Annotated in this window: 28 protein-coding genes; 8 read left to right on the forward strand and 20 right to left on the reverse strand. The window is 67.7% G+C overall.

All coding sequences use genetic code 11. The features are described from left to right. Window positions 1-57: 57 nt before the first annotated feature. Window positions 58-663 (reverse strand): HAD family phosphatase, encoded by a 606-nt coding sequence (locus tag C0481_RS17920; protein WP_293406333.1) that lies wholly within the window; start codon window positions 661-663, stop codon window positions 58-60. Window positions 664-673: 10 nt separating this feature from the next. After that, on the reverse strand, window positions 674-799 hold the full coding sequence (gene ykgO, locus C0481_RS17925) for a type B 50S ribosomal protein L36 (RefSeq protein ID WP_056023006.1): 126 nt from the start codon (window positions 797-799) through the stop codon (window positions 674-676). A 167-nt stretch (window positions 800-966) separates the two neighbouring features. Between ykgO and C0481_RS17930 the strand changes: the two genes are divergently transcribed. Then, the gene (locus tag C0481_RS17930) at window positions 967-2247 is read left to right on the forward strand and encodes a lytic murein transglycosylase (protein ID WP_293406335.1); all 1281 of its coding nucleotides are present in this window, start codon (window positions 967-969) and stop codon (window positions 2245-2247) included. 89 nt (window positions 2248-2336) lie between these two features. On the opposite strand, the gene C0481_RS17935 is transcribed toward C0481_RS17930, so the two are convergent. After that, window positions 2337-3662, reverse strand: coding sequence for an MFS transporter (locus C0481_RS17935; RefSeq protein WP_293406337.1), 1326 nt, complete (start codon window positions 3660-3662; stop codon window positions 2337-2339). Window positions 3663-3781: 119 nt separating this feature from the next. Here C0481_RS17935 and motA point away from each other — a divergent pair, with 119 nt between their 5' ends. Continuing rightward, window positions 3782-4651 (forward strand): flagellar motor stator protein MotA, encoded by an 870-nt coding sequence (gene motA, locus C0481_RS17940; RefSeq protein WP_293406339.1) that lies wholly within the window; start codon window positions 3782-3784, stop codon window positions 4649-4651. A gap of 136 nt (window positions 4652-4787) precedes the next feature. On the opposite strand, the gene C0481_RS17945 is transcribed toward motA, so the two are convergent. Continuing rightward, the gene (locus C0481_RS17945; protein ID WP_293406341.1) at window positions 4788-5867 is read right to left on the reverse strand and encodes a 5-(carboxyamino)imidazole ribonucleotide synthase; all 1080 of its coding nucleotides are present in this window, start codon (window positions 5865-5867) and stop codon (window positions 4788-4790) included. Between the two features lie 8 nt (window positions 5868-5875). Then, on the reverse strand, window positions 5876-6367 hold the full coding sequence (purE, locus tag C0481_RS17950) for a 5-(carboxyamino)imidazole ribonucleotide mutase (RefSeq protein WP_293406343.1): 492 nt from the start codon (window positions 6365-6367) through the stop codon (window positions 5876-5878). A gap of 127 nt (window positions 6368-6494) precedes the next feature. Between purE and C0481_RS17955 the strand changes: the two genes are divergently transcribed. Then, on the forward strand, window positions 6495-7223 hold the full coding sequence (locus C0481_RS17955) for a GGDEF domain-containing protein (protein WP_293406345.1): 729 nt from the start codon (window positions 6495-6497) through the stop codon (window positions 7221-7223). Window positions 7224-7301: 78 nt separating this feature from the next. Continuing rightward, on the forward strand, window positions 7302-7667 hold the full coding sequence (locus C0481_RS17960; protein WP_293406347.1) for a VOC family protein: 366 nt from the start codon (window positions 7302-7304) through the stop codon (window positions 7665-7667). A gap of 25 nt (window positions 7668-7692) precedes the next feature. Here C0481_RS17960 and C0481_RS17965 read toward each other — a convergent pair whose 3' ends face one another. The 3 genes from C0481_RS17965 to C0481_RS17975 are packed head-to-tail and all read right to left on the reverse strand — an operon-like array spanning window position 7693 to window position 9010. Further along, entirely contained in the window at window positions 7693-7911 is a 219-nt protein-coding gene (locus tag C0481_RS17965) for a DUF465 domain-containing protein (RefSeq protein WP_293406349.1), read from the reverse strand. A 55-nt stretch (window positions 7912-7966) separates the two neighbouring features. After that, window positions 7967-8413, reverse strand: coding sequence for a TIGR02444 family protein (locus C0481_RS17970; RefSeq protein WP_293406351.1), 447 nt, complete (start codon window positions 8411-8413; stop codon window positions 7967-7969). A gap of 3 nt (window positions 8414-8416) precedes the next feature. Then, complete coding sequence (locus C0481_RS17975; RefSeq protein WP_293406353.1) at window positions 8417-9010, reverse strand: UbiX family flavin prenyltransferase; 594 nt, start codon at window positions 9008-9010, stop codon at window positions 8417-8419. A gap of 132 nt (window positions 9011-9142) precedes the next feature. Between C0481_RS17975 and C0481_RS17980 the strand changes: the two genes are divergently transcribed. Next, a complete protein-coding gene (locus C0481_RS17980; RefSeq protein WP_293406355.1) occupies window positions 9143-9316 on the forward strand; it encodes a DUF465 domain-containing protein in 174 nt (57 codons plus the stop codon). Between the two features lie 175 nt (window positions 9317-9491). Here the strand turns inward: C0481_RS17980 and C0481_RS17985 are convergent, their stop codons facing one another. Next, complete coding sequence (locus C0481_RS17985) at window positions 9492-10169, reverse strand: cell cycle transcriptional regulator TrcR (protein ID WP_293406357.1); 678 nt, start codon at window positions 10167-10169, stop codon at window positions 9492-9494. A gap of 242 nt (window positions 10170-10411) precedes the next feature. Between C0481_RS17985 and C0481_RS17990 the strand changes: the two genes are divergently transcribed. The 3 genes from C0481_RS17990 (at window position 10412) to C0481_RS18000 (ending at window position 12927) form a co-directional block, all read left to right on the forward strand. Further along, window positions 10412-10768, forward strand: coding sequence for a hypothetical protein (locus C0481_RS17990; RefSeq protein ID WP_293406359.1), 357 nt, complete (start codon window positions 10412-10414; stop codon window positions 10766-10768). A 64-nt stretch (window positions 10769-10832) separates the two neighbouring features. Further along, window positions 10833-11573 (forward strand): TylF/MycF/NovP-related O-methyltransferase, encoded by a 741-nt coding sequence (locus C0481_RS17995; protein ID WP_293406361.1) that lies wholly within the window; start codon window positions 10833-10835, stop codon window positions 11571-11573. A gap of 43 nt (window positions 11574-11616) precedes the next feature. Then, a complete protein-coding gene (locus tag C0481_RS18000; RefSeq protein ID WP_293406363.1) occupies window positions 11617-12927 on the forward strand; it encodes a lanthionine synthetase LanC family protein in 1311 nt (436 codons plus the stop codon). Window positions 12928-12990: 63 nt separating this feature from the next. Here the strand turns inward: C0481_RS18000 and bphC are convergent, their stop codons facing one another. From bphC to C0481_RS18055, 11 genes are all read right to left on the reverse strand, one after another. After that, window positions 12991-13863: a biphenyl-2,3-diol 1,2-dioxygenase gene (gene bphC / locus C0481_RS18005; protein ID WP_293406365.1), complete on the reverse strand. Its 873-nt coding sequence runs from the start codon at window positions 13861-13863 to the stop codon at window positions 12991-12993. Between the two features lie 17 nt (window positions 13864-13880). Beyond that, a complete protein-coding gene (locus C0481_RS18010; RefSeq protein ID WP_293406367.1) occupies window positions 13881-14795 on the reverse strand; it encodes an alpha/beta hydrolase in 915 nt (304 codons plus the stop codon). A 42-nt stretch (window positions 14796-14837) separates the two neighbouring features. Then, complete coding sequence (gene dmpG / locus C0481_RS18015) at window positions 14838-15854, reverse strand: 4-hydroxy-2-oxovalerate aldolase (RefSeq protein WP_293406369.1); 1017 nt, start codon at window positions 15852-15854, stop codon at window positions 14838-14840. Next, window positions 15851-16783 carry an acetaldehyde dehydrogenase (acetylating) gene (locus C0481_RS18020; RefSeq protein WP_293406371.1) on the reverse strand — a complete coding sequence of 311 codons (933 nt, stop codon included), beginning with the start codon at window positions 16781-16783 and terminating at the stop codon, window positions 15851-15853. Before C0481_RS18020 ends, dmpG begins: the two co-directional genes overlap by 4 nt. After that, window positions 16780-17565, reverse strand: a complete 786-nt coding sequence (locus C0481_RS18025) for a fumarylacetoacetate hydrolase family protein (RefSeq protein ID WP_293406373.1) — start codon at window positions 17563-17565, stop codon at window positions 16780-16782. The genes C0481_RS18020 and C0481_RS18025 overlap by 4 nt, the downstream gene beginning before the upstream one ends. Window positions 17566-17636: 71 nt before the next feature. Further along, a complete protein-coding gene (locus tag C0481_RS18030; protein WP_293406375.1) occupies window positions 17637-18476 on the reverse strand; it encodes an SDR family NAD(P)-dependent oxidoreductase in 840 nt (279 codons plus the stop codon). Beyond that, window positions 18466-19392, reverse strand: coding sequence for an AraC family transcriptional regulator (locus tag C0481_RS18035; protein WP_293406377.1), 927 nt, complete (start codon window positions 19390-19392; stop codon window positions 18466-18468). The genes C0481_RS18030 and C0481_RS18035 overlap by 11 nt, the downstream gene beginning before the upstream one ends. Continuing rightward, window positions 19389-20225: a 3-(cis-5,6-dihydroxycyclohexa-1,3-dien-1-yl)propanoate dehydrogenase gene (gene hcaB / locus C0481_RS18040; RefSeq protein ID WP_293406379.1), complete on the reverse strand. Its 837-nt coding sequence runs from the start codon at window positions 20223-20225 to the stop codon at window positions 19389-19391. Before hcaB ends, C0481_RS18035 begins: the two co-directional genes overlap by 4 nt. A gap of 10 nt (window positions 20226-20235) precedes the next feature. Then, entirely contained in the window at window positions 20236-20787 is a 552-nt protein-coding gene (locus C0481_RS18045) for a 3-phenylpropionate/cinnamic acid dioxygenase subunit beta (RefSeq protein WP_293406381.1), read from the reverse strand. Then, on the reverse strand, window positions 20787-22145 hold the full coding sequence (locus C0481_RS18050; RefSeq protein WP_293406383.1) for a Rieske 2Fe-2S domain-containing protein: 1359 nt from the start codon (window positions 22143-22145) through the stop codon (window positions 20787-20789). Before C0481_RS18050 ends, C0481_RS18045 begins: the two co-directional genes overlap by 1 nt. Window positions 22146-22292: 147 nt before the next feature. Next, the gene (locus C0481_RS18055; protein ID WP_293406385.1) at window positions 22293-22790 is read right to left on the reverse strand and encodes a flavin reductase family protein; all 498 of its coding nucleotides are present in this window, start codon (window positions 22788-22790) and stop codon (window positions 22293-22295) included.

Raw genomic sequence — 22790 nt, forward strand, 5'->3', positions numbered from 1 at the left:
TGTGAATTAATATTCGTATATTTGGCAAGAGGACGCGGCGGAGGCCTGCGCTGACCGCTATAGGAGGCCGCGGGCCTCCAGGGCCGGGCGGACGTCGGCCGGGTCGGTGAAGTGATGGACGTCGAAGCCGAACTCGCGCGCGCTGGCGATGTTGGCCGCCGAGTCGTCGAAGAACAGCACGTCGGCCGGCGCTAGGCCGAATTGATCGCAGGCCCGCGCATAGAACGCCGGATCCGGCTTCAGCAGGCCGACATGGGCCGAAACCACATAATCGGCGAGGCGCGCGAAGGCCGGGCTCATGGCCACGGTCCCCGGAAACGTCTCGTGCGACATGTTGGTCACGCCGTACTGCGGCACGCCCGCGGCGTGTAACGCCTCGATCGCCGCCTCGGTCTCAGGGATCGGCCCTGAAAACATGTCCCACCACCGGGTCTCCCAGGCGTGGATGGCGTCGGCATATTCAGGAAACCGCTCGAGCAGCGGCGCGCGGTTGTCCGCGAACGTCACCCCGAGGTCGTGGGCGACATGCCATGTCATGTTGCAGACATGAGAAAGGAACCGGTCGCAATCGGCCGGTTCCTTGAAAATCTCTTGGTAAAGCGTGCGCGGATTCCATCGCACGATCACATTACCGATGTCCCAGAGGACGGCCTTAGGAGCCATCCTCGTCGCCTCAGCCTTGCTTGGCTTTGAAGCGGGGGTCGGTCTTGTTGATGACGTAGACCACGCCCTTGCGACGCACGAGCTTGCAGTCGCGGTGGCGAGTCTTGAGCGACTTAAGCGAGCTTCTGACCTTCATGGACCTATCTCAAGGCTCCGGACCGGGTCCGGCGGGGTTATCTACAGAGCGGGCGCGTATACGGGCCGGGGCTCCAAGAGTCAACGCTGCAGCCGCGGCGAGATGGTCGCGGCCCACTCGCGGCCTTGTGATTGAGGCTCGCCCGGGGCACGGCTAGGTTGCTCCTTATGGACCGTCGCCTGTTTCTTGTCTTGCTCCTCGCCGGCTGCGCCGGTCCCACCCCGCCGCCGCCGACGCATACGCCCCTGCCCGGGCCGCCCCCCGCGCCCACGCCCGCGCCGGCCGCGCTGGTCCCGCCGACCACGTCAGGCGACGCCGGCTTCGACGCTTGGCGCAGCGACTTCCGCGGCCGCGCGATCGCCGCCGGACTGCCCGGCGCACTGGTCGACCGAGAGCTGGCGGGCCTGACCCCCAATCCGCGCGTGATCAGCCTGGATTCCGCCCAGCCGGAGTTCTCCAAGCCGATCGGCGACTATGTAAAGGGCGTGATCAGCGCCGATCGCATCGCCCGCGGCCAGCGCTACCGCAACGAGCTGCCGTTCTTGCCGTCGATCGAGCAGCGCTTCGGCGTGCCGCGCGACATCCTCATCGCCGTCTGGGCCATGGAGAGCGCCTTCGGCGCGGTGCAGGGTGACTTCGACGTGGTCCGCTCGATGGCCAGCCTGGCCTATCACGGCCGCCGACGCGCCTGGGCCGAGGGGGAGCTGATCGCGGCCCTGAAGATCATTCAGTCAGGCGAGGACAGCCGCGCCCAGCTCAAGGGCTCCTGGGCGGGGGCCATGGGCCAGACCCAGTTCCTGCCGTCCAACTACCTCTCGACCGCCGTCGACGCCGACGGCGACGGCCGCCGCGACATCTGGGGCTCGCCCAACGACGCCCTGGCCTCGGCCGCCAACCTGTTGGCGAAGGGCGGCTGGACGCGCGGCCAGGCCTGGGCCCGCGAGGTCACCCTGCCCGACGGCTTCGACTACAGCCTGACCGAGGGCCCCAAGGAGGCGCCGCCCTACTGGGAGGCTCTGGGCGTCAAACCAGCCGACGCTCGCCCTTGGACGCCTGCCGAGCAGGCGCCGGCGATGCTGGTGGCCCCGGCCGGCGCGAGCGGCCCGATCTTCCTGCTGTTCCCGAACCACTTCGCGATCCGCAAGTACAACAACTCCACGGCCTACGCGCTGGGCATCGGGCTGCTGGCCGACGCCTTCGCCGGGGGCGCGCCGCTGGTGAAGCCCTGGCCGGTGGAAACGCCGCTGGCGATCAGCGACCGCATCGGGGCGCAGACCGCCCTGGCCAAGCTGGGCTTCAATCCGGGATCTCCGGACGGCGTGATCGGGGTCAACACTCGCACGGCGCTGCGCGCCTGGCAGAAGTCGCGCGGCCTGATCGCCGACGGCTACCTGTCCATGGAGATGGTGCGGCGGCTCAACGTCGAAGCCGGCGCGCTGCCGAACTGAACGACGAGATGCTCCCCTGCTGGGGGAGCTGTCAGCGCAGCTGACGGAGGGGGACTTTGGCTCTTCAGTCCCCCAAGAGGGGAGGATCCTTAGACCCCGCCCTCGTCGCTCTTTTCCAGGGTCGCCATCGCCGCGTCGGCGCGGGTGGCCGGCTGCGGATGGGCGTTGCGCAGCTGCTCGTTCCGGAAGGCGTAGATCAGCATCAGCACCATCAGCCCCCCGCAGAGGATGAACGGCGCCGGGGCGATCCGCTCGTAGAGCCAGACGAAGAACGGGGCGAGCACGACGTTGACGCCGTTCACGGCCGCAATGGCCCCCGCGACGCGCGCCTGTTCGTGCATGCCGACCGCCAGCGAGGAACCGGCCGTAAAGCCCGGCCGCGCCAGACCAAAGCCGAGGCTGGAAATCGCGTATCCGGCCACGACCGCGCCGTAAGTGGGCTGGAAAGCGACGATGACGTTGCCGAGCGCGGCGACGGCCACGCCCCAGCGCAGCAACTGCCGCGGGGTCATCTCGAACATCCGGATGATGCCCCACTGGGCAAGCAATCCGGCCATGGCGCCGAACATCATGGCGATGGCGATGAAGCCCTGCGCCTGCAGCGGCGACAGTTGGAGCTTGTCGATGATCAGGAAGCCGAGGGTCTGGCCCTGGGCCGTCTGGCAAACCGCGACGATGAACCCATAGATCAGGAACGGCGTGACCCGCGGATCACGCCACATCGGCTTTTCCTTGGTCGCGTCGCCGCCGGTCGCGTCCTTGGCGACCTGGGCCTTCACGGGCGCGACCGGCATGTGCTTGCTTTCCGGCAGGAACCTCCAGACCACGAAGAGCATGACGCCCGCCAGCAGGGCGAACCCGAACATGGGCCCCGACAGGCCGATCAGCGGCAGCACGAACAGCGGCGCGACGAACGGCCCGATGACCGTGCCCAGACCGAACGCGCCGGCCAGGCTCGACATCGACTGGGTGCGCTTTTCGGGGGGCGTGTGTTCGGCCACATAGGCCTGGGTCGCCGGATTGGACGCCGCGCCGAAGAGGCCGAACAGCGCCCGTGCGAACAGGAAGCAGACAAAGATCACCATCGGCGCCGCCAGCTTGTGCAGGCCGGCCATCACCACCAGGGCGCAGGCGATCATCGAGAACATGAAGCCGGAGAGCCCGATCAGCATCAACGGCTTGCGGCCGTGGCGATCGGAGGCCCGCGCCCACCAGGGCGACGAGAACGCCCAGAGCAACGCCGAAAGCGAGAAGATCGCCGCCACCATCGGATCGGGGATGCCGATCGATCGTCCGATCGCCGGGAGCACCGAGATCATCCCGGTGTTTCCCATGGCGGTCACCAGCGACACGCCGAAAATGATGGCGAACGTCTTCTTGGGCAGGCCTTCCTGCTCTTCGGCGGACTTGGGCATGGAAGGGCTGTTAAGCCGCGCCGTCGGGATGCGCAAACCTCAAAGCGCACAAGGGACACCGGGCATTAAGCATTAACCGCCATGCTCCGCCGTGAATTCCGCGGGGACGGCGTCTTCCTATGTTTCAGATTATCGGCATCGTGCTGCTCTTTGCGCTGGTGTTCGGCAGCTACATCATCTCGGGCGGCAACATGGGCGTGATCATGCACGCCCTGCCCCATGAAATGATGGCTATCGGCGGCGCCGGCGTCGCGGCCTTCCTGATCTCGAACTCGGTGCCGGTGATCAAGGCGTCGCTGGGCGGCTTCGGCAAGGTGTTCGCCGGCCCGAAGTGGAAGGCCTCGGACTACCGCGACCTGCTGTCGCTGCTGTTCCTGCTGACCAAGACGATGAAGTCCAAGGGCGTGATCGCCCTGGAAAGCCACATCGAAAATCCGAAGGAGAGCACGATCTTCGCGCGCTTCCCGAAGATCATGAAGGACCACTTCGCCATCGACTTCATCTGCGACACCCTGCGGATGATGACCATGAACCTCGAAGACCCGCACCAGGTCGAAGACGCCATGGAAAAGCAGCTGGAGAAGCACCACCACGAAGCTCTGGCCCCGGCCGGCGCGCTGCAGAACTTGGCCGACGCCCTGCCCGCCCTGGGCATCGTCGCGGCCGTTCTCGGGGTCATCAAGACCATGGGCTCGATCACCGAGCCGCCGGAAGTGCTGGGCGGCATGATCGGCGGCGCCCTGGTCGGCACCTTCCTCGGCGTGTTCCTGGCCTACGGCCTGGTCGGTCCGTTCGCGGCCCGGCTGAAGGAAATCATCGAGGAGGAAGGCTCCTTCTATAAGATCATCCAGTCGGTGCTGGTCGCCCACCTGCACGGCAACGCCGCGCAGATCTCGGTCGAAATCGGCCGCGGCAGCGTGCCCTCGGGCGCGCAGCCGAGCTTCCTGGAACTGGAAGAAGCCCTCTCGGCGATCCCGGCCGAAGCGTAACCCCAAAATTGCTCCCCCTCTGGGGGAACTGTCAGCCGCATGGCTGACTGAGGGGGCTTGCTGAGTCAGCAGCCCCTCTCCGTCTCGATGCTCCGCATCGAGCCACCTCCCCCAAAAGGGGAGGAATTGTTCCTCGCTACAGCGGCTTCAGCCGGTTCACGTGGCCCATCTTGCGGCCCGGCTTGGCGTCCCGCTTGCCATAGAGATGCACGCGGGTCTCCGGCTCGCCGGCCAGCTTGGCCCAGCCGTCGGCCTCCTTGCCCAGCAGGTTCAGCATCTCGACCTTGGCGTGGGCGTGGGTGGGCCCCAACGGCCAGCCGGCCACGGCGCGGATGTGCTGTTCGAACTGATCGACCTCGCAGCCGTCCATGGTCCAGTGGCCGGTGTTGTGCACCCGCGGGGCGATCTCGTTGACCAGCAGCTTGCCGTCCTTCAGCTCGAACAGCTCGATGCCGATGACGCCGACATAGTCGAGCGCGGTCAGCACCTGGGCGGCGATGCGCTCGGCCTGGCCGGCAGTCTCCTTGCTGACCGCGGCCGGTGCGAACGAGCGGCGCAGCACGCCCTTCTCGTGGTGGTTCTCGGCCATCGGATAGACAGCGATCTCGCCGTCGCGGCCGCGAGCGGCGATCACTGACAGCTCGCGCACGAAGTCGGCCGGCGCTTCGAGGATCACCGGCTTGCCGCCAACCTTCTTGAACGCCGCGGGCGCATCGGCGGCGTGCTCGACCCACATCTGGCCCTTGCCGTCGTAACCCTCCCGCCGGGTCTTCATCAGCGCCGGGGCGCCGAGCGCGGCGACCGCCTCGCGGGCGGCCTCGCCGTTATCGGCGGCGACGAAGGCGACCGTCGGCGCGCCCGCCCCATTGAGGAAAGTCTTCTCCTCGACCCGGTCCTGGGCGACGGCCAGGGCGCGGGCGCCGGGCGCGACCAGCACGCCGAGCGCGGTCAGTTGCTCAACGGCGAGCGCCGGCACGTTCTCGAACTCGTAGGTGACCACGTCGGCCAGCTTGGCCAGCTCCGCCAGCGCGGCCGGATCGTCATAGGCCCCGACGATGGTGTGCGCCGCCACGCGGCTGGCCGGGCCGTTCGGCTCCGGGTCCAGGATGGCGACGTCGAAGCCCAGACGGCCAGCGGCCAGCGCCAGCATGCGGCCGAGCTGCCCTCCGCCGAGAATCCCGATCGTCGAGCCGGGGGGCAGAGGAGAAGCGGTCATGTGAGTTCTCAGTCTTCGACGGTTTCAGCGACGCCGGCGGTGTTGCGGGCGCGGAAGTCAGCCAGGCGTTGAGCCAGCGCCTCATCGGAGAGCGCCAGGATCTGGGCGGCAAGAAGGCCGGCGTTCTTCGCGCCGGGCTCGCCAATCGCCAGGGTGGCGACCGGAATGCCGCCCGGCATCTGCACGATCGACAGCAGCGAATCCATGCCCTTCAGCGCCTTGGATTCCACCGGCACGCCCAACACCGGCAGTTCGGTCAGCGAGGCGGTCATGCCCGGCAGGTGGGCCGCGCCGCCGGCCCCGGCGATGATCACCTTGAAGCCCGCGGCCTTGGCGCCCTTGGCGAACTCGTACATCCGGTCGGGCGTGCGGTGGGCGGAGACCACCTTGGCCTCGTAGGCGACGCCCAGCGCGTCGAGACTGTCGGCCGCGGCCTTCATCGTCGGCCAGTCCGACCGGCTGCCCATGATGATGGCGACTTGCGCCTTGCCTGCGCTCATTCCGACGTGCCCCTTGTCTCGGAAAGGCGCGGAGTATAGGCGCCGCCCTTGCGCCCGCAACCAAGGACGTTCAGGATTCTCGACGCTTAGGGTTCCCTGCCGATTCTGAGGGTGGGCGAGAGGCTGTATGAAGATCACCGGCGCACGCACCGAACCCTTTTCGGCGATCCGTAAGCGAGCGTTGCTCCACGCCGGCGCGCAGGCGACGGCGACCACGGCCGGACCGATCGACAAGACCGCGTTCCTGGGACTGGGCGAAGGCGACCTGACCCCCGCCGTGCAGAGCGCGCTGGCCACCTTGCTGACCGAGATCGACGACCTGCGCGGCGAGGTGTCGCGTCTCAAGGCCAAGCTGCGTGAAGTCGAGGGCCTGGCCGACCGCGACGCGCTGACGCCGTTGCTGAACCGCCGCGCCTTCGTGCGCGAGCTGGGCCGCATCCGCACCTTCGCTCAGCGCTACGGCTCGCCCGCCAGCCTGGTCTATTTCGACCTCGACGGCTTCAAGGCGGTCAACGACCGCTATGGCCACGCCGCGGGCGACGCCTGCCTGTGCGCGGTGGCCGAACGGCTGGCCGCCAACGTCCGCGACAGCGACGTGGTCGGCCGCATGGGCGGCGACGAGTTCGCGGTCATCCTGGTGCAGGCCGACCGCCAGACCGCCGAGGCGAAAGCCCGGTCGCTGGCCGACGCCATTGAGGCCACCCCGATCCGGTTCGGCGAATGGACCGCCCCGCTGCACATTTCGTTCGGCGTGCGCGAAATCTCGCCCGAGCTGGACGCCGAGGCGCTGGTCGCCGAGGCCGATGCTGCGATGTTCATCCGCAAACGTGAAGCGCGCGGCTTCCCCCAGCGCTGAGGCCCGATTTCCCCTTCGGTGACGCGCGCGTCAGCTTGCTATGAAGCGGCCAGCGAAAGCTACCAAAGGGGAAACACCATGATCGGCTACACCACCGTCGGCGCGAACGATTTTGAGAAGTCCAAGGCGTTCTTCGACGCCGTCCTGGCGCCGCTAGGCGTTGCGCGCTCGTTCGGCATGGACCGCATCCAGTTCTATGGTGCGCCGGGCGCCGGGGCGCTGGCGGTCTGCAAGCCTTATGACGGCGAAAAGGCCACCATCGGCAACGGCATGATGGTCGCCCTGGCTTGCCCCTCGCATGAGGTGGTCGACCAGGTCCACGCCGCGGCGCTGGCCGCCGGCGGCGCATGCGACGGCGAACCGGGCAAGCGCCTGCCGACCTTCTACGGCGCCTACTTCCGCGACCTCGACGGCAACAAGTTCTGCGCCTTCAAGATGGGCTGACGAGCGCCGGCTCGCGTCCGCGGGCCTAGGCGATGATGTCGGGCGTCTGTTGGTCCTTCAGACGCTCGATTTCGTCCTTCAGGGCCAGCTTCTTCCGCTTCAGGCGGGCGATGACCATCATATCGGGCACCGGCGCCTGGGCGATGGCCTCGACCGCCACGCCCAGGTCGGCGTGTTCCTGGCCCAGCAAGTGCAGGCGCTCGGCCAGCCGCGCCTCGGGATCGTTCCTGTCGTCGTCGTTCATACGCTAGCCGCCCCACGTCACGGAGCGTTCCTATGCCATGGCGGCGGTTAACGACCTAGCCCAGGGCGCGCGCCAGGCGGGCCAGGGTCTCGTCCGGGGCCGGCGCTCCCCAGGCGCGCGAAGCGGCTTGCAACGCCGCCAAGGCCGGCTGACCGCCGCGCCGGTGTTCGCTGAGCGCCTCGAGGGCCTCCATCAGCACCCGCTCGGCCCGCAGCTCGGCGGCCTTCACGTCCTCACGTAGCCCCTCGCGCGCGCCGTCGGCGACGGCCTCGAACTGCGCCTTCAGCGTGCGGCGCACGGCGCGCACCGGCTTGAGCACCGCCTCGTCCCAGGCTCGGCCGGCCTTGGCCGCGGACTGTAGCATCGCAGGGTCAGCGCCTTCGGCCCAAACCGCCCACAGCAAGTACGACGTGTTCTGACCATGCGCGTCCTGCAGCTCCAGGCAGACCTCCGGCACACCCGGGCGCGCATAGGCCTCGAGCGTCCAACCCCACAGCGACATGACTTAAGCCTCCCCCGACAGCGGCTTGAGATCCAGGCCCCAGCGCTTCACTGGTTTCCAGGACAGACCAAACAGATCGAGCGCGCGACCGACCGACTGGTCGACCATCTCCTCCAGGCTCGTTGGCTTGGCGTAGAAGGCCGGCAGCGGGGGGGCGATCACCGCGCCCATTTCGGCCAGCCTGACCATGGTGCGCAGGTGGCCAAGGTGCAGCGGCGTCTCGCGCACCATCAGCACCAGCGGGCGGCGCTCCTTGAGGGTGACGTCGGCGGCGCGGGTCAGCAGCGAAGAGGTCACCCCGGTGGCGATCTCGCTCATCGTACGGACCGAACAGGGCGCGATGATCATGCCCAGGGTCGGGAACGAGCCCGACGAGATCGCCGCGCCGATATCGCCCACCTTGTGCACCATGTCGGCCCGCGCATGGACCTCCGCCAGGCTGAGCGCGGTTTCCTGCGACAAGGTCAGGGCGGCGGCCTTGGAAAAAACCAGGTGGCTTTCGACGCCCAGCTCGCGACAGGCATCGAGCGCGCGCAGGCCATAGACGACGCCGCTGGCGCCCGAAACGCCCACCACCAGGCGCGCAGGTGTGCTCATGCCCATGTATCTCCGACGCCAGTTTCAAGGCGTGGGCGAGGTCCAGCCCACTGCAAACATATGTGATCTGACAGGCCAGACCAGCGGGTGTTCACTCCCTGTGACAGTAGTTCGACAAGGAGATGACACGTCATGGCCGTCGAAGCCCGTATCCGTGAACTTGGTTCCCGCCACCAGAATTTGGAGCGGATGATCGAGGAGGAGACGAACAGGCCGGCCGCCGACGCCACCAAGTTGAAGGAGATGAAGCTCAAGAAGCTGAAGCTCAAGGAAGAGATCGAGGCGCTAGGCGCGCAAGCGCACTAGGGCCGAGGCTCTTCTTCGTCCGTGCGGGCGGGGGACGGACGCCAGTCGACCCTGATCGATCGTTTCCACGGGTCCCCGGAGGCGATCGGCAGGGTCGTCTGCGCGTGTCAGATCCAGATCGGATCGCGCGCCGCGAACTGAAAAGGGGCGGTCAGCGCCGCCCCTCTCCCGAACCTCAATCCTCTTCGCCGTCCTCGTCGTCGAAGTGCGGCGGCTCTGCCGCATAGGGCTGGTCGTCCGGCTCGGCGACGCCGCCGAAGGCGCCGGTCTCCGAGGCCGGTTCCAGGGTCGGGCCGTCGACGATGCCGCGACGGGCGTCGTCCTTGGCCTTCTTGTCGGCCGCCTTCCTGACCACGGCGTCCAGTTCCATCTGGGTGGCCAGGCCGAGGGTCACCGGGTCGACCGGCTTGATGTTGGCCGAGTTCCAGTGGCTGCGGTTGCGGACCTGGTCGATCGTCGCCTTGGTGGTGCCCAGCAGGCGGGCGATCTGGCTGTCGGCCACTTCCGGGTGGTTGCGGATGAACCAGGCGATAGCGTCCGGGCGGTCCTGGCGGCGCGAGACCGGGGTGTAGCGCGGAGCCTTCTTCACCGGCTTCAGCAGCTCGGCATGGCGGCTCTTCTGCGCCTTCATGCGGTACTTGTCGTTGGCTTGGGCCTTGTCCAACTCTTCACGCGACAGCTGGCCGTTGGCGATCGGGTCGGCGCCGCGGATATCGCGCGCCACTTCACCGTCGGCGATGCCCTTTACTTCCAGCGGGTGCAGGCCGCAGAAGTCGGCGATCTGATCGAAGGTCAGCGAGGTATTGTCGACCAGCCAGACAGCGGTCGCCTTCGGCATCAGAATCTCGGTCATGACTGTCTTTCCAAAATGACGGCGCCCGGCCTTTCGGCCGGGCGGTGCAATCAAGCAACGCCACATATAGGCCCGTTCCGCGCTCAAGAAAACGACAATCCTTGACGGTTACCGGGGGTAACGGCGGCCTCCAGCGTGCGCAATTCCGTGAAGTCGCCCGCCTCGCGCACGTTCCCTGAAGACATTTGCGTACGCCGTGCCAAAGTCTTTGTAACAACGACCCTTCAGGGAGGGCTCCAGGGATGAAAGGCGCGGTCCTGCCGATCGCAGCGGCGGCATTGCTGTCGGCCTGCTCGACGACTGATACGCAGCGGACCGTGGCGATGAACGCCCCCCGCACCGACTTCAGCCACCTGTCCTGTCGCGAGATCGCCGCCCAACTGGCGCTCACCGAGCGCGCCGTGGTGTCCAGCACGCGTCGCCAGCGATTGACGCGCGAGGGCGAAACCGCCCAGGCCTACCTCTTCCCCGCCTCGCTCGGCGCGGCCGCCCCAGCGGCGTCGGCCAAGCTTGAGGCCCGCCTGGACGACCTGCGCCGCGCCTCACGCGCCAAGCGCTGCGAAAGCGCCTGGCGCGGCTACGACACCGCCACGGCCTAGCCGCCAAACGTCGATTGCCGAACGACGATTGTCGAATGGCGGAAAGCCCCCTAGCAATGGGCGCATGAGCCCCATTTCGCTACCAGAGATCGGCACACCGCGAACCATCGTCCGCGGCCGCTCCGCCCATGACGGCTATCAGCGCGGCTGGGGCCTGATGCATGCCGGGGTCGCTGATCTCGTCGCCCATCACCCGCTCTACCAGGCCGGGCTGGAGGCCTCCGCCCACTGGTCGGTGATGGTCGACGCCAAGCGGATGAACCTCTTCCTGATCCTGACCTCGTTCTATGCCGATCTCGACGGCAAGGACGTCATCGAGTTCGGCTCCTATCGCGGCGGCAACGCGCTGTTCATGGCCCGGGTTCTCTGGGACGTCGCGCCGGGCGCCAAGGTCTATGCCTGCGACACCTATGCCGGCATGCCGCAGACCGACGCAGCCCGCGACCTGCACGGACCGGGCGACTTCGGCGACAGCTCCTATGATGCGCTGGTCGAGCGCCGCGACGCCCTCGGTCTAACCAACCTCGTGGTCGTCAAAGGACTGTTCCAAGACACCTTCCCCGCGATCGCCCACGAGCAGCCGCAGTTCGGCCTCGCACACATCGACTGCGACATCTATTCGGGCGTGAAATTCGCACAGGCTGCTGTCTGGCCGTTGATGGCCCGCGGCGGGTATGTCGTCTACGACGACGCCGACACCCCCTCCTGCATCGGCGCCACCGAAGCGGTCGAAGAGCTGGTCATGAAGCGTAAGCTGCACTCCGAACAGGTCTGGCCGCACTGGGTGTTCCGCGCTGGCCTCTAGCGCGACGCGCCGCTAGCCTTGCGCAAAACAAGGACGGGCGGAAATGACCGGGTACGGACAAGCGGCGCGCGAAGCGCTGAACTTCATCGAGTCGCAACGGGCGCCGGGCAGCGCGGTCTGGCGCACCAACGATCATCCCAAGGCCCGCCCGGCCCACAGCCTCTATCATGGCGCCGGCGGCGTGATCCTGCTGTTGCTCGAACTGCACGCCCAGTCCCACGAGCCGCAGCTGATGGAGAAGGCGCTGGCGGCCGGAGACGAGATCCTCGCGCAGCTGCCGACCTTCGAAAATCTCTCCGTCAACGCCTCGACGGGCTGGGGCGGCTACGTCTTCGTGCTCGGCGAACTGGCTCGCGTCACCGGTCAGGCGCGCTTTCGCGAGGCGGCCGCGTTCTGCCTGCAGCAGATCCGCGACCTCGCCCAGCCGCTCGGCGCCGGCGTCGGCTGGATCGAGCCGGCCCCGTTCGCCGACATTACCGGCTTTTCCGACCTACGTGAGGTCTACGACCAGTCGGTCGGGTCGGCCGGCGTGATCCTGACCTTGCTCTACGCCGACCGCGAGGGACTGGATGCTGCGGCCCTCGACCTGGCCAAGGCCGCGGCCGAGCGGCTGCTGGAAGTCGGCGAGCCGACGCCGGACGGACTGCGCTGGCTGATGATGGCCGACATGCCGTTCCAGTTCACGGCGCCGAACTTCGCCCATGGCGGGGCCGGCGTCGGTTACGCCCTGCTGCAGTTGCACCGCGCCACCGGCGAGGCCCGTTACCTGGAGGCCGCCCAGTCCGCCGCCCGCTATGTCATGAGCCGCAGCCATCCCGTCGGCGATCGGGGCGGGCGGTTGGTCTGCCACAACGAGGACACCCGCAAACCGATCTTCTACCTGGGCGCCTGCCACGGACCGGCCGGCACGGGCCGGCTGCTGCTTGAGCTGCACGCCGTGACGGGTGACAACCAGTGGGCCGATGCGCTCGATCAGCTCGTCGCCGGGATTGAGGGCGCCGGGGCGCCGGAAGCCCGCTCGGCAGGATTCTGGAACAACCACGGTCAGTGCTGCGGCGATGCCGGGATCGGCGAGTTCGCCCTGCTGCTCGCCCGCCGGACTGGCCGAAGCGACTATCTGGGGCTTGCCCGGCGCTGCGCCGAGGTGATCCTCGACGCCAGCGAGACGGAGGCGGATCGGCGGCTCTGGCGGCAGGCCGAGCATCGCGACCGGCCCGACTTCATCCAGGCCCAGACCGGCTACATGCAGGGCGCGGCGGGAATCGCCAGCTTCCTGCAGCATCTGGACGGGGTGCTGGCGGGCCGGCCGGTGAAGATCGCCATGCCCGACTGGCCGGCCATGGACGCCTCCTGACCGGTCAGAGGCACGGCACAACGCTCAACGCGGAGGCGCCATCGCAAGCGCGCGCCTTCGCGGTCAGTGCTGGCGCTTATGGCCCCAGATGCTGGTCTTGTCGTGGCGCACGACCCGCCAGTTCTCGTCGATGTCCCGCGCGCCCCAACCGTACTCGATCTCGAAGCCCGACGGTGTCTGGGCGTAGAACGACACCATGTGGTCGTTGGTGTGCTTGCCCAGCGTGTTCATCAACGGGATCTTGGCCGCCGCGACGCGGTCCAGCGCGAAGCCCACGTCGTCGAGGCTCTCGACCTGCAGCATAAAGTGGTTCAGCCGCCGCGGCACGGGCAGCGGGACCAGCGCCAGCGTGTGATGGCGCGGGTTGCAGTGGTAGAATTCCAGATCCATCCCGAACTCTTCGGTGATCTGCATCCGGATGATGTCCGACAGGCGGAAGCCGAGGACATCGCTGTAGAAGGCCCGCGCCGCGCCGATATCGGCCGCGGACAGCACCACGTGGCCCAGGCCCTGGTCGCCGGTTACGAAGCCGCTCACGCCGGCCGGTGAAACGAACGGAACTTCGCGGCGCTCGGTCGCTCCGTAGTAGATTTCGACCAGCAGCCCCTGCGGATCATGGCAGGCGATCATGCCCATCACGCCGCGCAGCTTCAGGTGCTCGGGCGAAGGTTGGCTCACGGTGACGCCAGCGGCGATCAATCGCCCCTGCAAGGCGGCGAGTTCGGCCGGGCCGGCCACCTCGAAGCCAACGAAGCCGATGTCGTTCTCCGGGCCAGGCTCGACGCACACGCGCCAGCCCTGGGCGTCGATCCGGAACCGCAGGGTCCCGTCCGGCGCCTCGACCGGCATCATGCCGAGGATTTCGGTCCCGAACTTGGCCCAGGCCTCCATGTCGTCCGCCTTGAAGCCCACATAGCCGAGCGATCCGATGGTCATCTGCGTTTCTCCCCTACTCAGCCGCCGAAGCCGCCCTTGGAGGGCGAGGCCGGCTTGCGATCGACGAAGCCCAGCACCAGGCCGTTGAACTCGTCGGCGTGTTCGACCTGAGCCCAGTGGCCGCAGCGGTTCAGGATCACCGCGCGGCTGTTCGGGATTAGGCTGGCGGTCTTCAGCGTCACCTCCATGGGCACGGTCTTGTCGTCCCGGCCGTGGATCATCAGCGTCGGGACCTGGCTGATAGCCAGCTTGCCCATCAATTCCTCGACGCCGGCGAACGGACCACCCTTGCCGAGCGGGCCGCCCTTCAGCCAGTTCGTCAGGTGCTCGCGCTGGGCCAGCGCGCCGGCCGAGCGCTGCTGGGTCAGCTCGTCGGTCACGTAGGAGGCGTCGTAGACCATGATCTCCACCAGCCGGCGGAAGTTCTCCGGGGTGGGGTTCATATAGGTTTCGAAGATCACCCGGATGCCCTGCGACGGGCCGCCCGGCGTGAACATGTTCGGCACTCCGAACAGGCCCGAGCCCATGGTGATCGCGTGGCTGATGCGGTCTGGATAGCGCGCCATGAATTCCAGCGTCGCGGCCCCGCCCATCGAGTTGCCGACCAGCGCGGCCTTTTCGATGCCCAGCTCGTCCATCAGCAGCTTCACGGCCTCGGCGTTGGCGGCGTTGCGCGGCTCGCCGCTGCACTCGAACAGCTCCGAGCCGCCCCAACCTGGGCTGTCGAGCGCGATCACCCGATGGCTCGCCGACAACACGGCCATGTTCTGGTGAAAGTTGCTCCAGCCGGTCGCGCCAGGGCCGGTGCCGTGCAGCAGAATAATTGGATGCCCCTTGCCGACCTCGTTGTAGTGCAGCTTCCAGCGCTTGGTCTGGACGAAGCGGCTGGTGGACTCTTCGGTGAACGGCGCGAGCGCCTCGACGACGGACATGGGTTTCCTCCGGAATTCTTGCTGTTGGCGGGGCGCGCCGGATCAGGCGGCCGGCTGTCGGTTCTTCAGGTCGAGGGCGACGTCGACGATCATGTCTTCCTGGCCGCCGACCATGCGGCGACGGCCGAGCTCGAGCAGGATGCTGCGGACATCGAGGCCATAGGTCTCGGCGGCCTTCTCGGCATGGCGCAGGAAGCTGGAATAGACGCCGGCGTAACCGAGGCTGAGGGTCTCGCGGTCGACGCGGACTGGGCGGTCCTGCAGCGGCCGGACCAAATCCTCGGCCGCGTCCATCAGGGCGAAGAGGTCGGTACCGTGTTCCCAGCCGTAGACGTCGGCCGCGGCGACAAAGACCTCCAGCGGCGCGTTGCCCGCCCCGGCCCCCATCCCGGCCAGCGAGGCGTCGACGCGGATCGCACCGTTCTGAACCGCGGCGATCGAGTTCGCGACGCCGAGGGAAAGGTTGTGGTGCGCATGGATGCCGCGCTCGGTCTCGGGCTTGAGAACCCGGTCATAGGCCTGCAGCCGCGCGGCCACGTCATCCATGGTCATCGCTCCGCCGCTATCGGTGACGTAGACGCAGTGGGCCCCGTAGCTCTCCATCAGCAGCGCCTGCTGGGCCAGGGGCTCAGGCGGGCTCATGTGGCTCATCATCAGGAAGCCCGAAACGTCCATGTCCAGCTTGCGGGCCGCCTCGATGTGCTGCTTGGCGATGTCGGCTTCTGTGCAATGGGTGGCGACACGGACCGAGCGGACGCCCAGGTCGTAGGCGTGCTTCAGGTCGTGGATCGTGCCGATCCCCGGCAGCAACAGGGTCGTGAGCTTGGCGTGGCTGATCACCTCGGCCACCGCCGTGATCCACTCCCAATCGGTGTGGGCGCCGAAGCCATAGTTGAAGGACGAGCCCGACAATCCGTCGCCGTGCGCGACCTCGATGGCGTCGACCTTGGCGTCGTCCAGCGCCTTGGCGATCGCCTGCACGTCGCCCAGCGAGTACTTGTGACGGATGGCGTGCATGCCGTCGCGTAGCGTGACGTCCTGGATGTAGAGCTTGCTCATGCCGCCACGCCCTGGCGCTGGACCATCCGCTCGGCGGTCTTCAGCGCCGCGGAGGTCATGATGTCGAGGTTGCCGGCATAGGCCGGCAGGTAGTGGGCCGCGCCCTCGACTTCGAGGAACACCGAGACCTTCAGGCCCGCGAACGCCTCGCCCATCTCGGGGATCAGCAACCGCTCGTTGTCGGTGATCTTCTCGAACTGGACCTCCTGCTTGAGGCGGTAGCCGGGCACGTAACTCTGGACCTCGGCCACCATCTCAAGGATCGAGGCGCGGATGGCGTTCTCGTCGCCGCCCTCGCAAAGGCAGTAGACGGTGTCGCGCATGATCAGCGGCGGCTCAGCCGGATTGAGCACGATCACCGCCTTGCCGCGGCGAGCGCCGCCGACCACTTCGATGGCCTTGGAGGTGGTCTCGGTGAACTCGTCGATATTGGCCCGCGTGCCGGGCCCCGCCGACTTGGAGGCGATGGAAGCGACGATCTCGCCGTAGATCACCGGGCTGACCCGATTGACCGCCGCGACGATTGGGATCGTCGCCTGCCCCCCGCAGGTGACCATGTTGACGTTCGGCTGGTCGAGATTGGCCAGGCCGTTGACGGGCGGGATCGTATAGGGGCCGATCGCCGCCGGGGTCAGGTCGATGATCTTCTTGCCGTGTGCGCGCAGGATCTCGTCATGGCGCGCATGCGCGCCGGCCGAGGTGGCGTCGAACACGATCTCGATGTCCTTGAAGCTCGGCATCGCCACCAGGCCGTCGATGCCGTCGGACGTGATCGGCACGCCGAGTCGGTCGGCTCGCTTCAGCCCGTCGGAGTTCGGATCGACGCCGACGAATGCGCCCATTTCCAGCACATCGGAGAGCCGCATGATCTTGATCATCAGGTCGGTGCCGATGTTGCCCGAACCGATGATGGCGACCTTGGTCTTCATGCGACGGCCCTCAATACAAGCGGATCAAAGCCGTCGATCTCCACGCGGTACTCAGCCGCCGTCAGGCTGACCATCGGGCCGAGCGCGCCTGACAGAATGATCTCGCCGGCCCGCAACGGCTCGCCGACCTCGATGGAGGCGTCGGCCAGCCAGGCCAGCGCGTTCAGCGGATCGCCCAGGGTCGCCGCGCCGGTCCCGCGGGAGATCACCTCGCCGTCACACAGCAGGCGCATCGTTCGCTCTGGCAGCTTGGAGTCGGCCCCGTAGGGGCGCCATTCGCCGACCGCGAAGCCGCAGCTCGAAGCGTTGTCGGCAATGGTGTCGACGATATCGATGTCCCACTTGGTGGCGCTGTCGACGATCTCCGCGGAGACGGCGACGGCCTCGACGAACGACGCGAGCGCCGCCCCCGAAAGGCCAGGCTCGGTGATGTCGCGCGCCAGGCGCAGGGCGAATTCGGCCTCGATCCGCGGCGCGATCAGACCCTTGAGCGGGATCACACCGGCGCTGAAATCCATGTGGTTCAGGAGGACGCCGAAATCTGGGGCGTCGACGCCGAGTTGGCGTTGAACAGCCTCGGAGGTCAGACCGATCTTGCGGCCGACCCGCCGGCGACCTTCGGCCAGCAGCCGGTCGATATTGATCTTCTGAACCGCGTAAGCGGCCGCCACGTCTTTTGGCGGCAGGTGGCCGCGCACGGCGGCGATCGGCGTACCGAGGCGCCGCGCCTCCAGAAGCTGGTCGGCCACCGACCGGATTGTCGCCTCAAGCGTCGCCGTCATAGGGTTCTCCATCGCGATGTTGTCCCGCACCGCGGCCCCTTCCGTGAAATCGATAGTCGCGAAGCCACCCATCACCTTGAGTGATTGCTCGCCCCTCGGCGGGCCTCAGCGACAGCGCGGAACATTGCGGTGCTGGGAGCGCCCAAGCTTGCGGTCTCGAACGCCAGCGGCTGGACGACGGCCATCGCCGCCATCTGTCGTGGGTCGCCGTCAGCGATGATGACGTCGGGCAAATCCTGCTCGATGGCGTCGACTACGGCCTGACCGACATCGTGCAGCGGCGCAGTTCCCATGCCGTCCGACACGACGCCGAAGTCCTGCTTGAGGGTCTCGAACATTCCCGCGCCGTCAATGAAGCCGGGGCAGACGACCGACGCGCTGGCCGGCCATCCGCAGGCCCTGGCCGTCATGCGCAAGGAGCGCGTGAAGCCGACCAGGCCGAACTTGGTGGCGCTGTAGGGCTCGTTGAACGGCGCCGCGATCAGGCCCGCCACGGAGGCGATGTTGACGATGTGGCCGCGGCCCCGCGCCAGCATGCCCGGCAGCAGAGCATGGCTGAGCAACATCGGCGCGCTCAGGTTCACCGCTATGGTGTCGGCGATCTCCGCGGGGCTGCGCTCGTCATAGGCGGCTGCGGCCTCCATGCCGGCGTTGTTGACCAGCACATCAATCGCCCCGACGGCCTGCGCCAAATCAGGGAGGCTGCCGAGGTCGCTCATGTCGGCGGCGAGAACCCTGACCTGCCCCGCGCCGGCGGCGCGCAGATCACCGGCCACCTGGTCCAGCGCGTCCCGCGATCGGGCCACGAGGATCAGGTCTAGCCCCTCGGCCGCGAGGCGGCGCGCAATCTCGACCCCGAGGCCGCGGGAGGCTCCGGTCACCAGGGCCGTCTGGCCCGTCTCAAGCTTCATGGGATCTCTCCAGCGGGACCTGTTCGGCGCGGCGACGCCAACGCGCCGGCGAGTCGCCGTGCACGCGGCGGAAGGCGCGCACGAAGGCCGCAGCCGAGCTGTAGCCGGCCGCATCAGCGGCCGCCTCGACGCTAAGGTTCTCGTTGGCCAAGCGATGCGCGATCGAACCCAGCTTCATCCGCGTGATGGCCAGAGCCGGCGTCTCTCCCGTCACGGCCTTGAAGGTGGCCGCAAACCGCGTGCGGGACATACCGGCGACCCTCGCCAAGCCCGGCAGGTCCCAGTGGCGGTCAGGCGCCTCGAGGAAGGCGTCCAAGGCCTTTACGATCTGGCGCTCCACGCCGTGGCCCATAGGGCCGGCGCCCTCGACCGCGCGGTCGCGCATCACCTTGCGCGTCAGGTTGATCAGCATCAGCTCGGCAAGGCGGCGCACGACGAGCGGATGGTCGGAGGAAGACGCGGTGCGATACTCGTCCTCGAGCATGTCGGCGGCCCGCCATACCTGACGCGAGAGGTCCGGATGCTCGTCTGGGCGGATCAGAATGGGACCGAGAACCAACGAACCCAGGGCGAGCGCCTCGCTCGGCGCCACGCCGACGAAGATCTCGCTTTCGCCGGGAGCGTCCGCAGCCCCCCGCACGAAGGTCGCGTGCTCGCTTGCGGCGCCGGGCGGCAGGAAGGCGTGCGCGGCCAGCCCGCTGACCGCAACGACGTCGCCGCCTCGCAGCGACAGGGTGACGGGCTTGGGATAGTCGATCTGCAGCTTTAGCTCACCGCGCCGGACCAGCACGCAGTAGGAGTACCGGCCCGGCGGCAACATGCGGCGCACCCCGCCGTCGGCCGTCGTACGGTAGAACTCGACCCCGTCCATGCGCACGTCCTTCTGGACGAGCTTGCTGCCCTGCGTCGCGCTCATAGCGGCGCTCCGTACTTGGCGGACAGGCCTGCCCCCTGGGACGGGCGGCCGATGCCGCGCACCGCGATCCCGGCATCGAGGCTGATTACTCCGCCGGTCGCGGCGCGGTTGTCGCGCCGGCTGGCCAGGGTGACGTAGGCTCCGGTGTAGTCTTCAGCTGTCGGCACCATGGCCAGCGGCATGTTCGGCCCCGCGACAGCCGCCAAGTCGATGCCGCCGATCGACTGTTCAGCCAGCCCCAAGGCGCCCGCGCCGCGCAGGTCGGTGACGATCGGCCCGGGGGCGACGCCGTTGACCCGGACGACGGGCGCGAACTCGTAGGCGAGTTGGCGGATCAGCCCGACGACCGCATGCTTGGCGGCGGTGTAGAGCGGCCCGCCGCCGGCCGGGTCGAAGCCGGCGTTCGAGACGGTATAGATGAGCGAGCCGCCGCTCGCTGCGAGGCTCGGGAGAGCCGCCTTGGCCAGCAGCAGGTAGCCTTTGACATTGATGTGGAACATCTCGTCGAAGGCGGCGTCCAGCCGCTCTTCCGGCAGCGCGTCCAGCGAGACCGAATAGTCCCAGATCCCTGCGTTTCCGACGGCGCAATCGAGCCTGCCGAACCGCGAGCAGCAGACGGCGACGGCGCGTTGGTTGTCCGCCAGCGAGCGGACATCGCCCTGGACCGTCGCCACCTCCTCACCGAAGGCGACCGACAACGCCGCGAGCTTGTCGGGTGATCGGTCAAGCACCGCGACCCTGGCTCCTTCCTCGACGAAGCGGTCGACCAGCGCGCGCCCCAGGCCCGACGCGCCGCCGGTGATCAGGACGACTTCTCCCTTCAATCGCGTCATTGATCCGGCCTCAGAACAAGGTGCTCATGTTGGTGGACCGGATCAGCGTCTGATCCAGGAACAGATGACGGCGGGTCAGAAGGAAGCCCTCCTTGGTTCGGCGCAGCCCATCGATCCGCCGCCCGGTCCAGGCGTCGACCTCGGTGTTGAGGCGCGTGCGATAGAGGCAGAAGCAACACTCCGCGGTGATCTCGTCGCCGGCGACTTCGACCACCCGAACATTCGAGACGAAGTGGCGCGAACGAGACGGCGGGTCCTCGGACCAGGCCGAGCCCGCCTCCAGCTTCTTGACGCGCATCTCGAGCATGTCGCGGTCGTCGTCGAAGAAGGCCATGTCGCCGATCTTCGTGAACTCGGCGGCGATGTCGCTTTGGGTCACCGTCCGGCGGATCGGCATCCAGTAGTGCATGTCCTCGGCGATCAGGGCGAGCCAATCGCGATAGCGGCGAGCGTCGAGCAGCGCCGCCTCGTCATAGAGGTACTGCTCGACCTGATGCTGCAGCAGCATCAGGTCCTGATGCGAGGCGCCTGGCGCCGGTCTGGCGGTATCGAGAGCGCTCATCAGACCGTCCCCTGCGGAGGCGCGGAGTGATTGGCCTTCAGGTCGGCCCAATCCTTGGCCGCCAGCCATTCAGTCCAGGACTGGTAGAGCCAGCGTTGGCCGTGCTCGCTAATGCAGGTGGCGATGGCGGCGCCCCCGTCCGGACCGGCGATCGCCTGATCGTGGCCGAGGCCCATCTGCAGGTTATGGCCGAGGCTGCGGCTGACCACGCCGCGCGAGGCGCGGGTGCTCTGACTCCAGTTCTCGCCATCGTCCTGCTCCAGCAGGCCGGCCGGACCAAACAGGTGGGTCGCGCTCCGCACCGCGTTGCGCCGCTGCTCGGGAGACGAGTCCTTAGGGACGACGGTGAACCACCACAGCTCGGTCGCCCCCGCCCCCCGCGGCAGGCGCAGGCACAATTGCATCCCGTTCAGGGTGATCCAGAGATTGGGAAAGATGTTCGGATGGCCCAGGCTCCGCACGCCAGTCGCCCCCATCAGGTCCTTGGCGCTGGCCGGACGCAGACGGAACGGCGTGGACTTCGACATCTCTGCGCGCTGCTCGTCACCGATCATGTCGAGTTGCGCCTGCATCGCCTCGGGGATGCCGGGCCCGCCGATGCCGTGTCCGTACTCGCCCAGCATCACGAGTTGGTTGTCGGGCTGCAGGATCTTGGCCAGGTCCACGAAGCCTGTGCTGTTCGCCGAGGCGTGGCTGTACATCACGTGGTACCAGTCGAAGAGGTTGTCGACGGCGATCTTCCAGTTGCAGTCGATGACGTTCTTCTGGATGCCGTCCAGCACGATCACGTCCCCATAGGCCGCGACCATGCCGAGGCCGGAGCGCCCGACATCGCCCAGGAAGTCGTGCAGCGATGGGGCGGCGGGATCGAGGGTGGCGAAGTAGAAGCCCAGGTGGCTTTCGACCTTCGCGGCCTTGGCCAGGCCCAGCTGGCTCTTGTCGAAGTCGCCGCGATAGTAGGTCTTCAGGCCTGGAACGCCGATCAAGTCGCCATTCAGGGCGTAGTTCCAACCGTGGTAGCTGCAGACGAATGACTTGGCGTTGCCCTGTTCGGCCCGACACAGCGCGTTGCCGCGGTGGCGACAGGTGTTGAGCAGAACGTTCACCTGCCCCTCGCCATCGCGCACCACGATGACCTGGTCCTCACCGATGTAGTTGATGAAGTAGTCGCCTGAATTGGGGATCTGGGATTCGTGGCACATGAAGTTCCAGCCGCGCGCGAAGATGCGCTGCAGCTCGAGCTGATAGATCCCCTCGTCGTCGTAGATGCGCCGGTCCAAGCGGCCCGACGCCGGGTCGAAGAGAGACAGGATCGCCTCGCGGTCCCATGAGGCGTGGACTTGATTGCCGTCAGCCATGTTTCCTCCGTCTGCATCGCCTTTCCGGGTCTGGCCCGTGGCCTTTCCGGCCGGCGTTGTCAGTCAGGTTAGGATCTCGCTCTCCGCCGGTTGATCCCCGGGCGTCCGCCAAAATTGATTATTCGTCCCGAACTGCCCGCTGGCCTTTCAAGCGTCCCAGGGTGAAAGGCGATGGAGACCGCCCTCGGCATAGGCCACTGGCGCGCCGGCGCCGGCCCCGCGCACCTCGCGCACCCGGCCGACGATGATCGTGTGTGTGGCGTAGTCCCACGCCGCATCGACGGCGCAGCTGAAGCTCACTGCGTCGGCGAGACAGGGCGCGCCGTCGCAGTCGCGCCACTCCCCATGATCGAAGCGGGCGCCCTGCGGGGCCGAGCCGGCGAACGGTAGGCACAGCGCCGCGTTCCCATCATCCAGCAAGTTCACCGAAAACCGCCGGCCAGGCGTAAGCAGACGATGCAGACTGCGCCCTCGGTTCACACTCGCCAGCAGGGAAGCCGGCTCCAGACTGAGCGCCGAGACAGCCGTGGCCGTCATGCCGATCCGCTCGCCGGCGTCCGAGAACGCGGCGAGCACGCAGGGTGTCGCGGCCAGCCGCCGCAGCGCCTGCCTAAACGCCGCGCCAAGGCTCGTGTCGCCCTCCAT

The sequence above is a fragment of the Phenylobacterium sp. genome (assembly GCF_013822795.1).
Lineage (GTDB): Bacteria > Pseudomonadota > Alphaproteobacteria > Caulobacterales > Caulobacteraceae > Phenylobacterium.

Excerpts from the sequence above, each read along its gene's own strand:
- C0481_RS17920 (WP_293406333.1), bottom strand. The coding sequence starts at position 663 with ATGGCTCCTAAGGCCGTCCTCTGGGACATCGGTAATGTGATCGTGCGA.
- ykgO (WP_056023006.1), bottom strand. The coding sequence starts at position 799 with ATGAAGGTCAGAAGCTCGCTTAAGTCGCTCAAGACTCGCCACCGCGAC.
- C0481_RS17930 (WP_293406335.1), top strand. The coding sequence starts at position 967 with ATGGACCGTCGCCTGTTTCTTGTCTTGCTCCTCGCCGGCTGCGCCGGT.
- C0481_RS17935 (WP_293406337.1), bottom strand. The coding sequence starts at position 3,662 with ATGCCCAAGTCCGCCGAAGAGCAGGAAGGCCTGCCCAAGAAGACGTTC.
- motA (WP_293406339.1), top strand. The coding sequence starts at position 3,782 with ATGTTTCAGATTATCGGCATCGTGCTGCTCTTTGCGCTGGTGTTCGGC.
- C0481_RS17945 (WP_293406341.1), bottom strand. The coding sequence starts at position 5,867 with ATGACCGCTTCTCCTCTGCCCCCCGGCTCGACGATCGGGATTCTCGGC.
- purE (WP_293406343.1), bottom strand. The coding sequence starts at position 6,367 with ATGAGCGCAGGCAAGGCGCAAGTCGCCATCATCATGGGCAGCCGGTCG.
- C0481_RS17955 (WP_293406345.1), top strand. The coding sequence starts at position 6,495 with ATGAAGATCACCGGCGCACGCACCGAACCCTTTTCGGCGATCCGTAAG.
- C0481_RS17960 (WP_293406347.1), top strand. The coding sequence starts at position 7,302 with ATGATCGGCTACACCACCGTCGGCGCGAACGATTTTGAGAAGTCCAAG.
- C0481_RS17965 (WP_293406349.1), bottom strand. The coding sequence starts at position 7,911 with ATGAACGACGACGACAGGAACGATCCCGAGGCGCGGCTGGCCGAGCGC.
- C0481_RS17970 (WP_293406351.1), bottom strand. The coding sequence starts at position 8,413 with ATGTCGCTGTGGGGTTGGACGCTCGAGGCCTATGCGCGCCCGGGTGTG.
- C0481_RS17975 (WP_293406353.1), bottom strand. The coding sequence starts at position 9,010 with ATGAGCACACCTGCGCGCCTGGTGGTGGGCGTTTCGGGCGCCAGCGGC.
- C0481_RS17980 (WP_293406355.1), top strand. The coding sequence starts at position 9,143 with ATGGCCGTCGAAGCCCGTATCCGTGAACTTGGTTCCCGCCACCAGAAT.
- C0481_RS17985 (WP_293406357.1), bottom strand. The coding sequence starts at position 10,169 with ATGACCGAGATTCTGATGCCGAAGGCGACCGCTGTCTGGCTGGTCGAC.
- C0481_RS17990 (WP_293406359.1), top strand. The coding sequence starts at position 10,412 with ATGAAAGGCGCGGTCCTGCCGATCGCAGCGGCGGCATTGCTGTCGGCC.
- C0481_RS17995 (WP_293406361.1), top strand. The coding sequence starts at position 10,833 with ATGAGCCCCATTTCGCTACCAGAGATCGGCACACCGCGAACCATCGTC.
- C0481_RS18000 (WP_293406363.1), top strand. The coding sequence starts at position 11,617 with ATGACCGGGTACGGACAAGCGGCGCGCGAAGCGCTGAACTTCATCGAG.
- bphC (WP_293406365.1), bottom strand. The coding sequence starts at position 13,863 with ATGACCATCGGATCGCTCGGCTATGTGGGCTTCAAGGCGGACGACATG.
- C0481_RS18010 (WP_293406367.1), bottom strand. The coding sequence starts at position 14,795 with ATGTCCGTCGTCGAGGCGCTCGCGCCGTTCACCGAAGAGTCCACCAGC.
- dmpG (WP_293406369.1), bottom strand. The coding sequence starts at position 15,854 with ATGAGCAAGCTCTACATCCAGGACGTCACGCTACGCGACGGCATGCAC.
- C0481_RS18020 (WP_293406371.1), bottom strand. The coding sequence starts at position 16,783 with ATGAAGACCAAGGTCGCCATCATCGGTTCGGGCAACATCGGCACCGAC.
- C0481_RS18025 (WP_293406373.1), bottom strand. The coding sequence starts at position 17,565 with ATGACGGCGACGCTTGAGGCGACAATCCGGTCGGTGGCCGACCAGCTT.
- C0481_RS18030 (WP_293406375.1), bottom strand. The coding sequence starts at position 18,476 with ATGAAGCTTGAGACGGGCCAGACGGCCCTGGTGACCGGAGCCTCCCGC.
- C0481_RS18035 (WP_293406377.1), bottom strand. The coding sequence starts at position 19,392 with ATGAGCGCGACGCAGGGCAGCAAGCTCGTCCAGAAGGACGTGCGCATG.
- hcaB (WP_293406379.1), bottom strand. The coding sequence starts at position 20,225 with ATGACGCGATTGAAGGGAGAAGTCGTCCTGATCACCGGCGGCGCGTCG.
- C0481_RS18045 (WP_293406381.1), bottom strand. The coding sequence starts at position 20,787 with ATGAGCGCTCTCGATACCGCCAGACCGGCGCCAGGCGCCTCGCATCAG.
- C0481_RS18050 (WP_293406383.1), bottom strand. The coding sequence starts at position 22,145 with ATGGCTGACGGCAATCAAGTCCACGCCTCATGGGACCGCGAGGCGATC.
- C0481_RS18055 (WP_293406385.1), bottom strand. The coding sequence starts at position 22,790 with ATGGAGGGCGACACGAGCCTTGGCGCGGCGTTTAGGCAGGCGCTGCGG.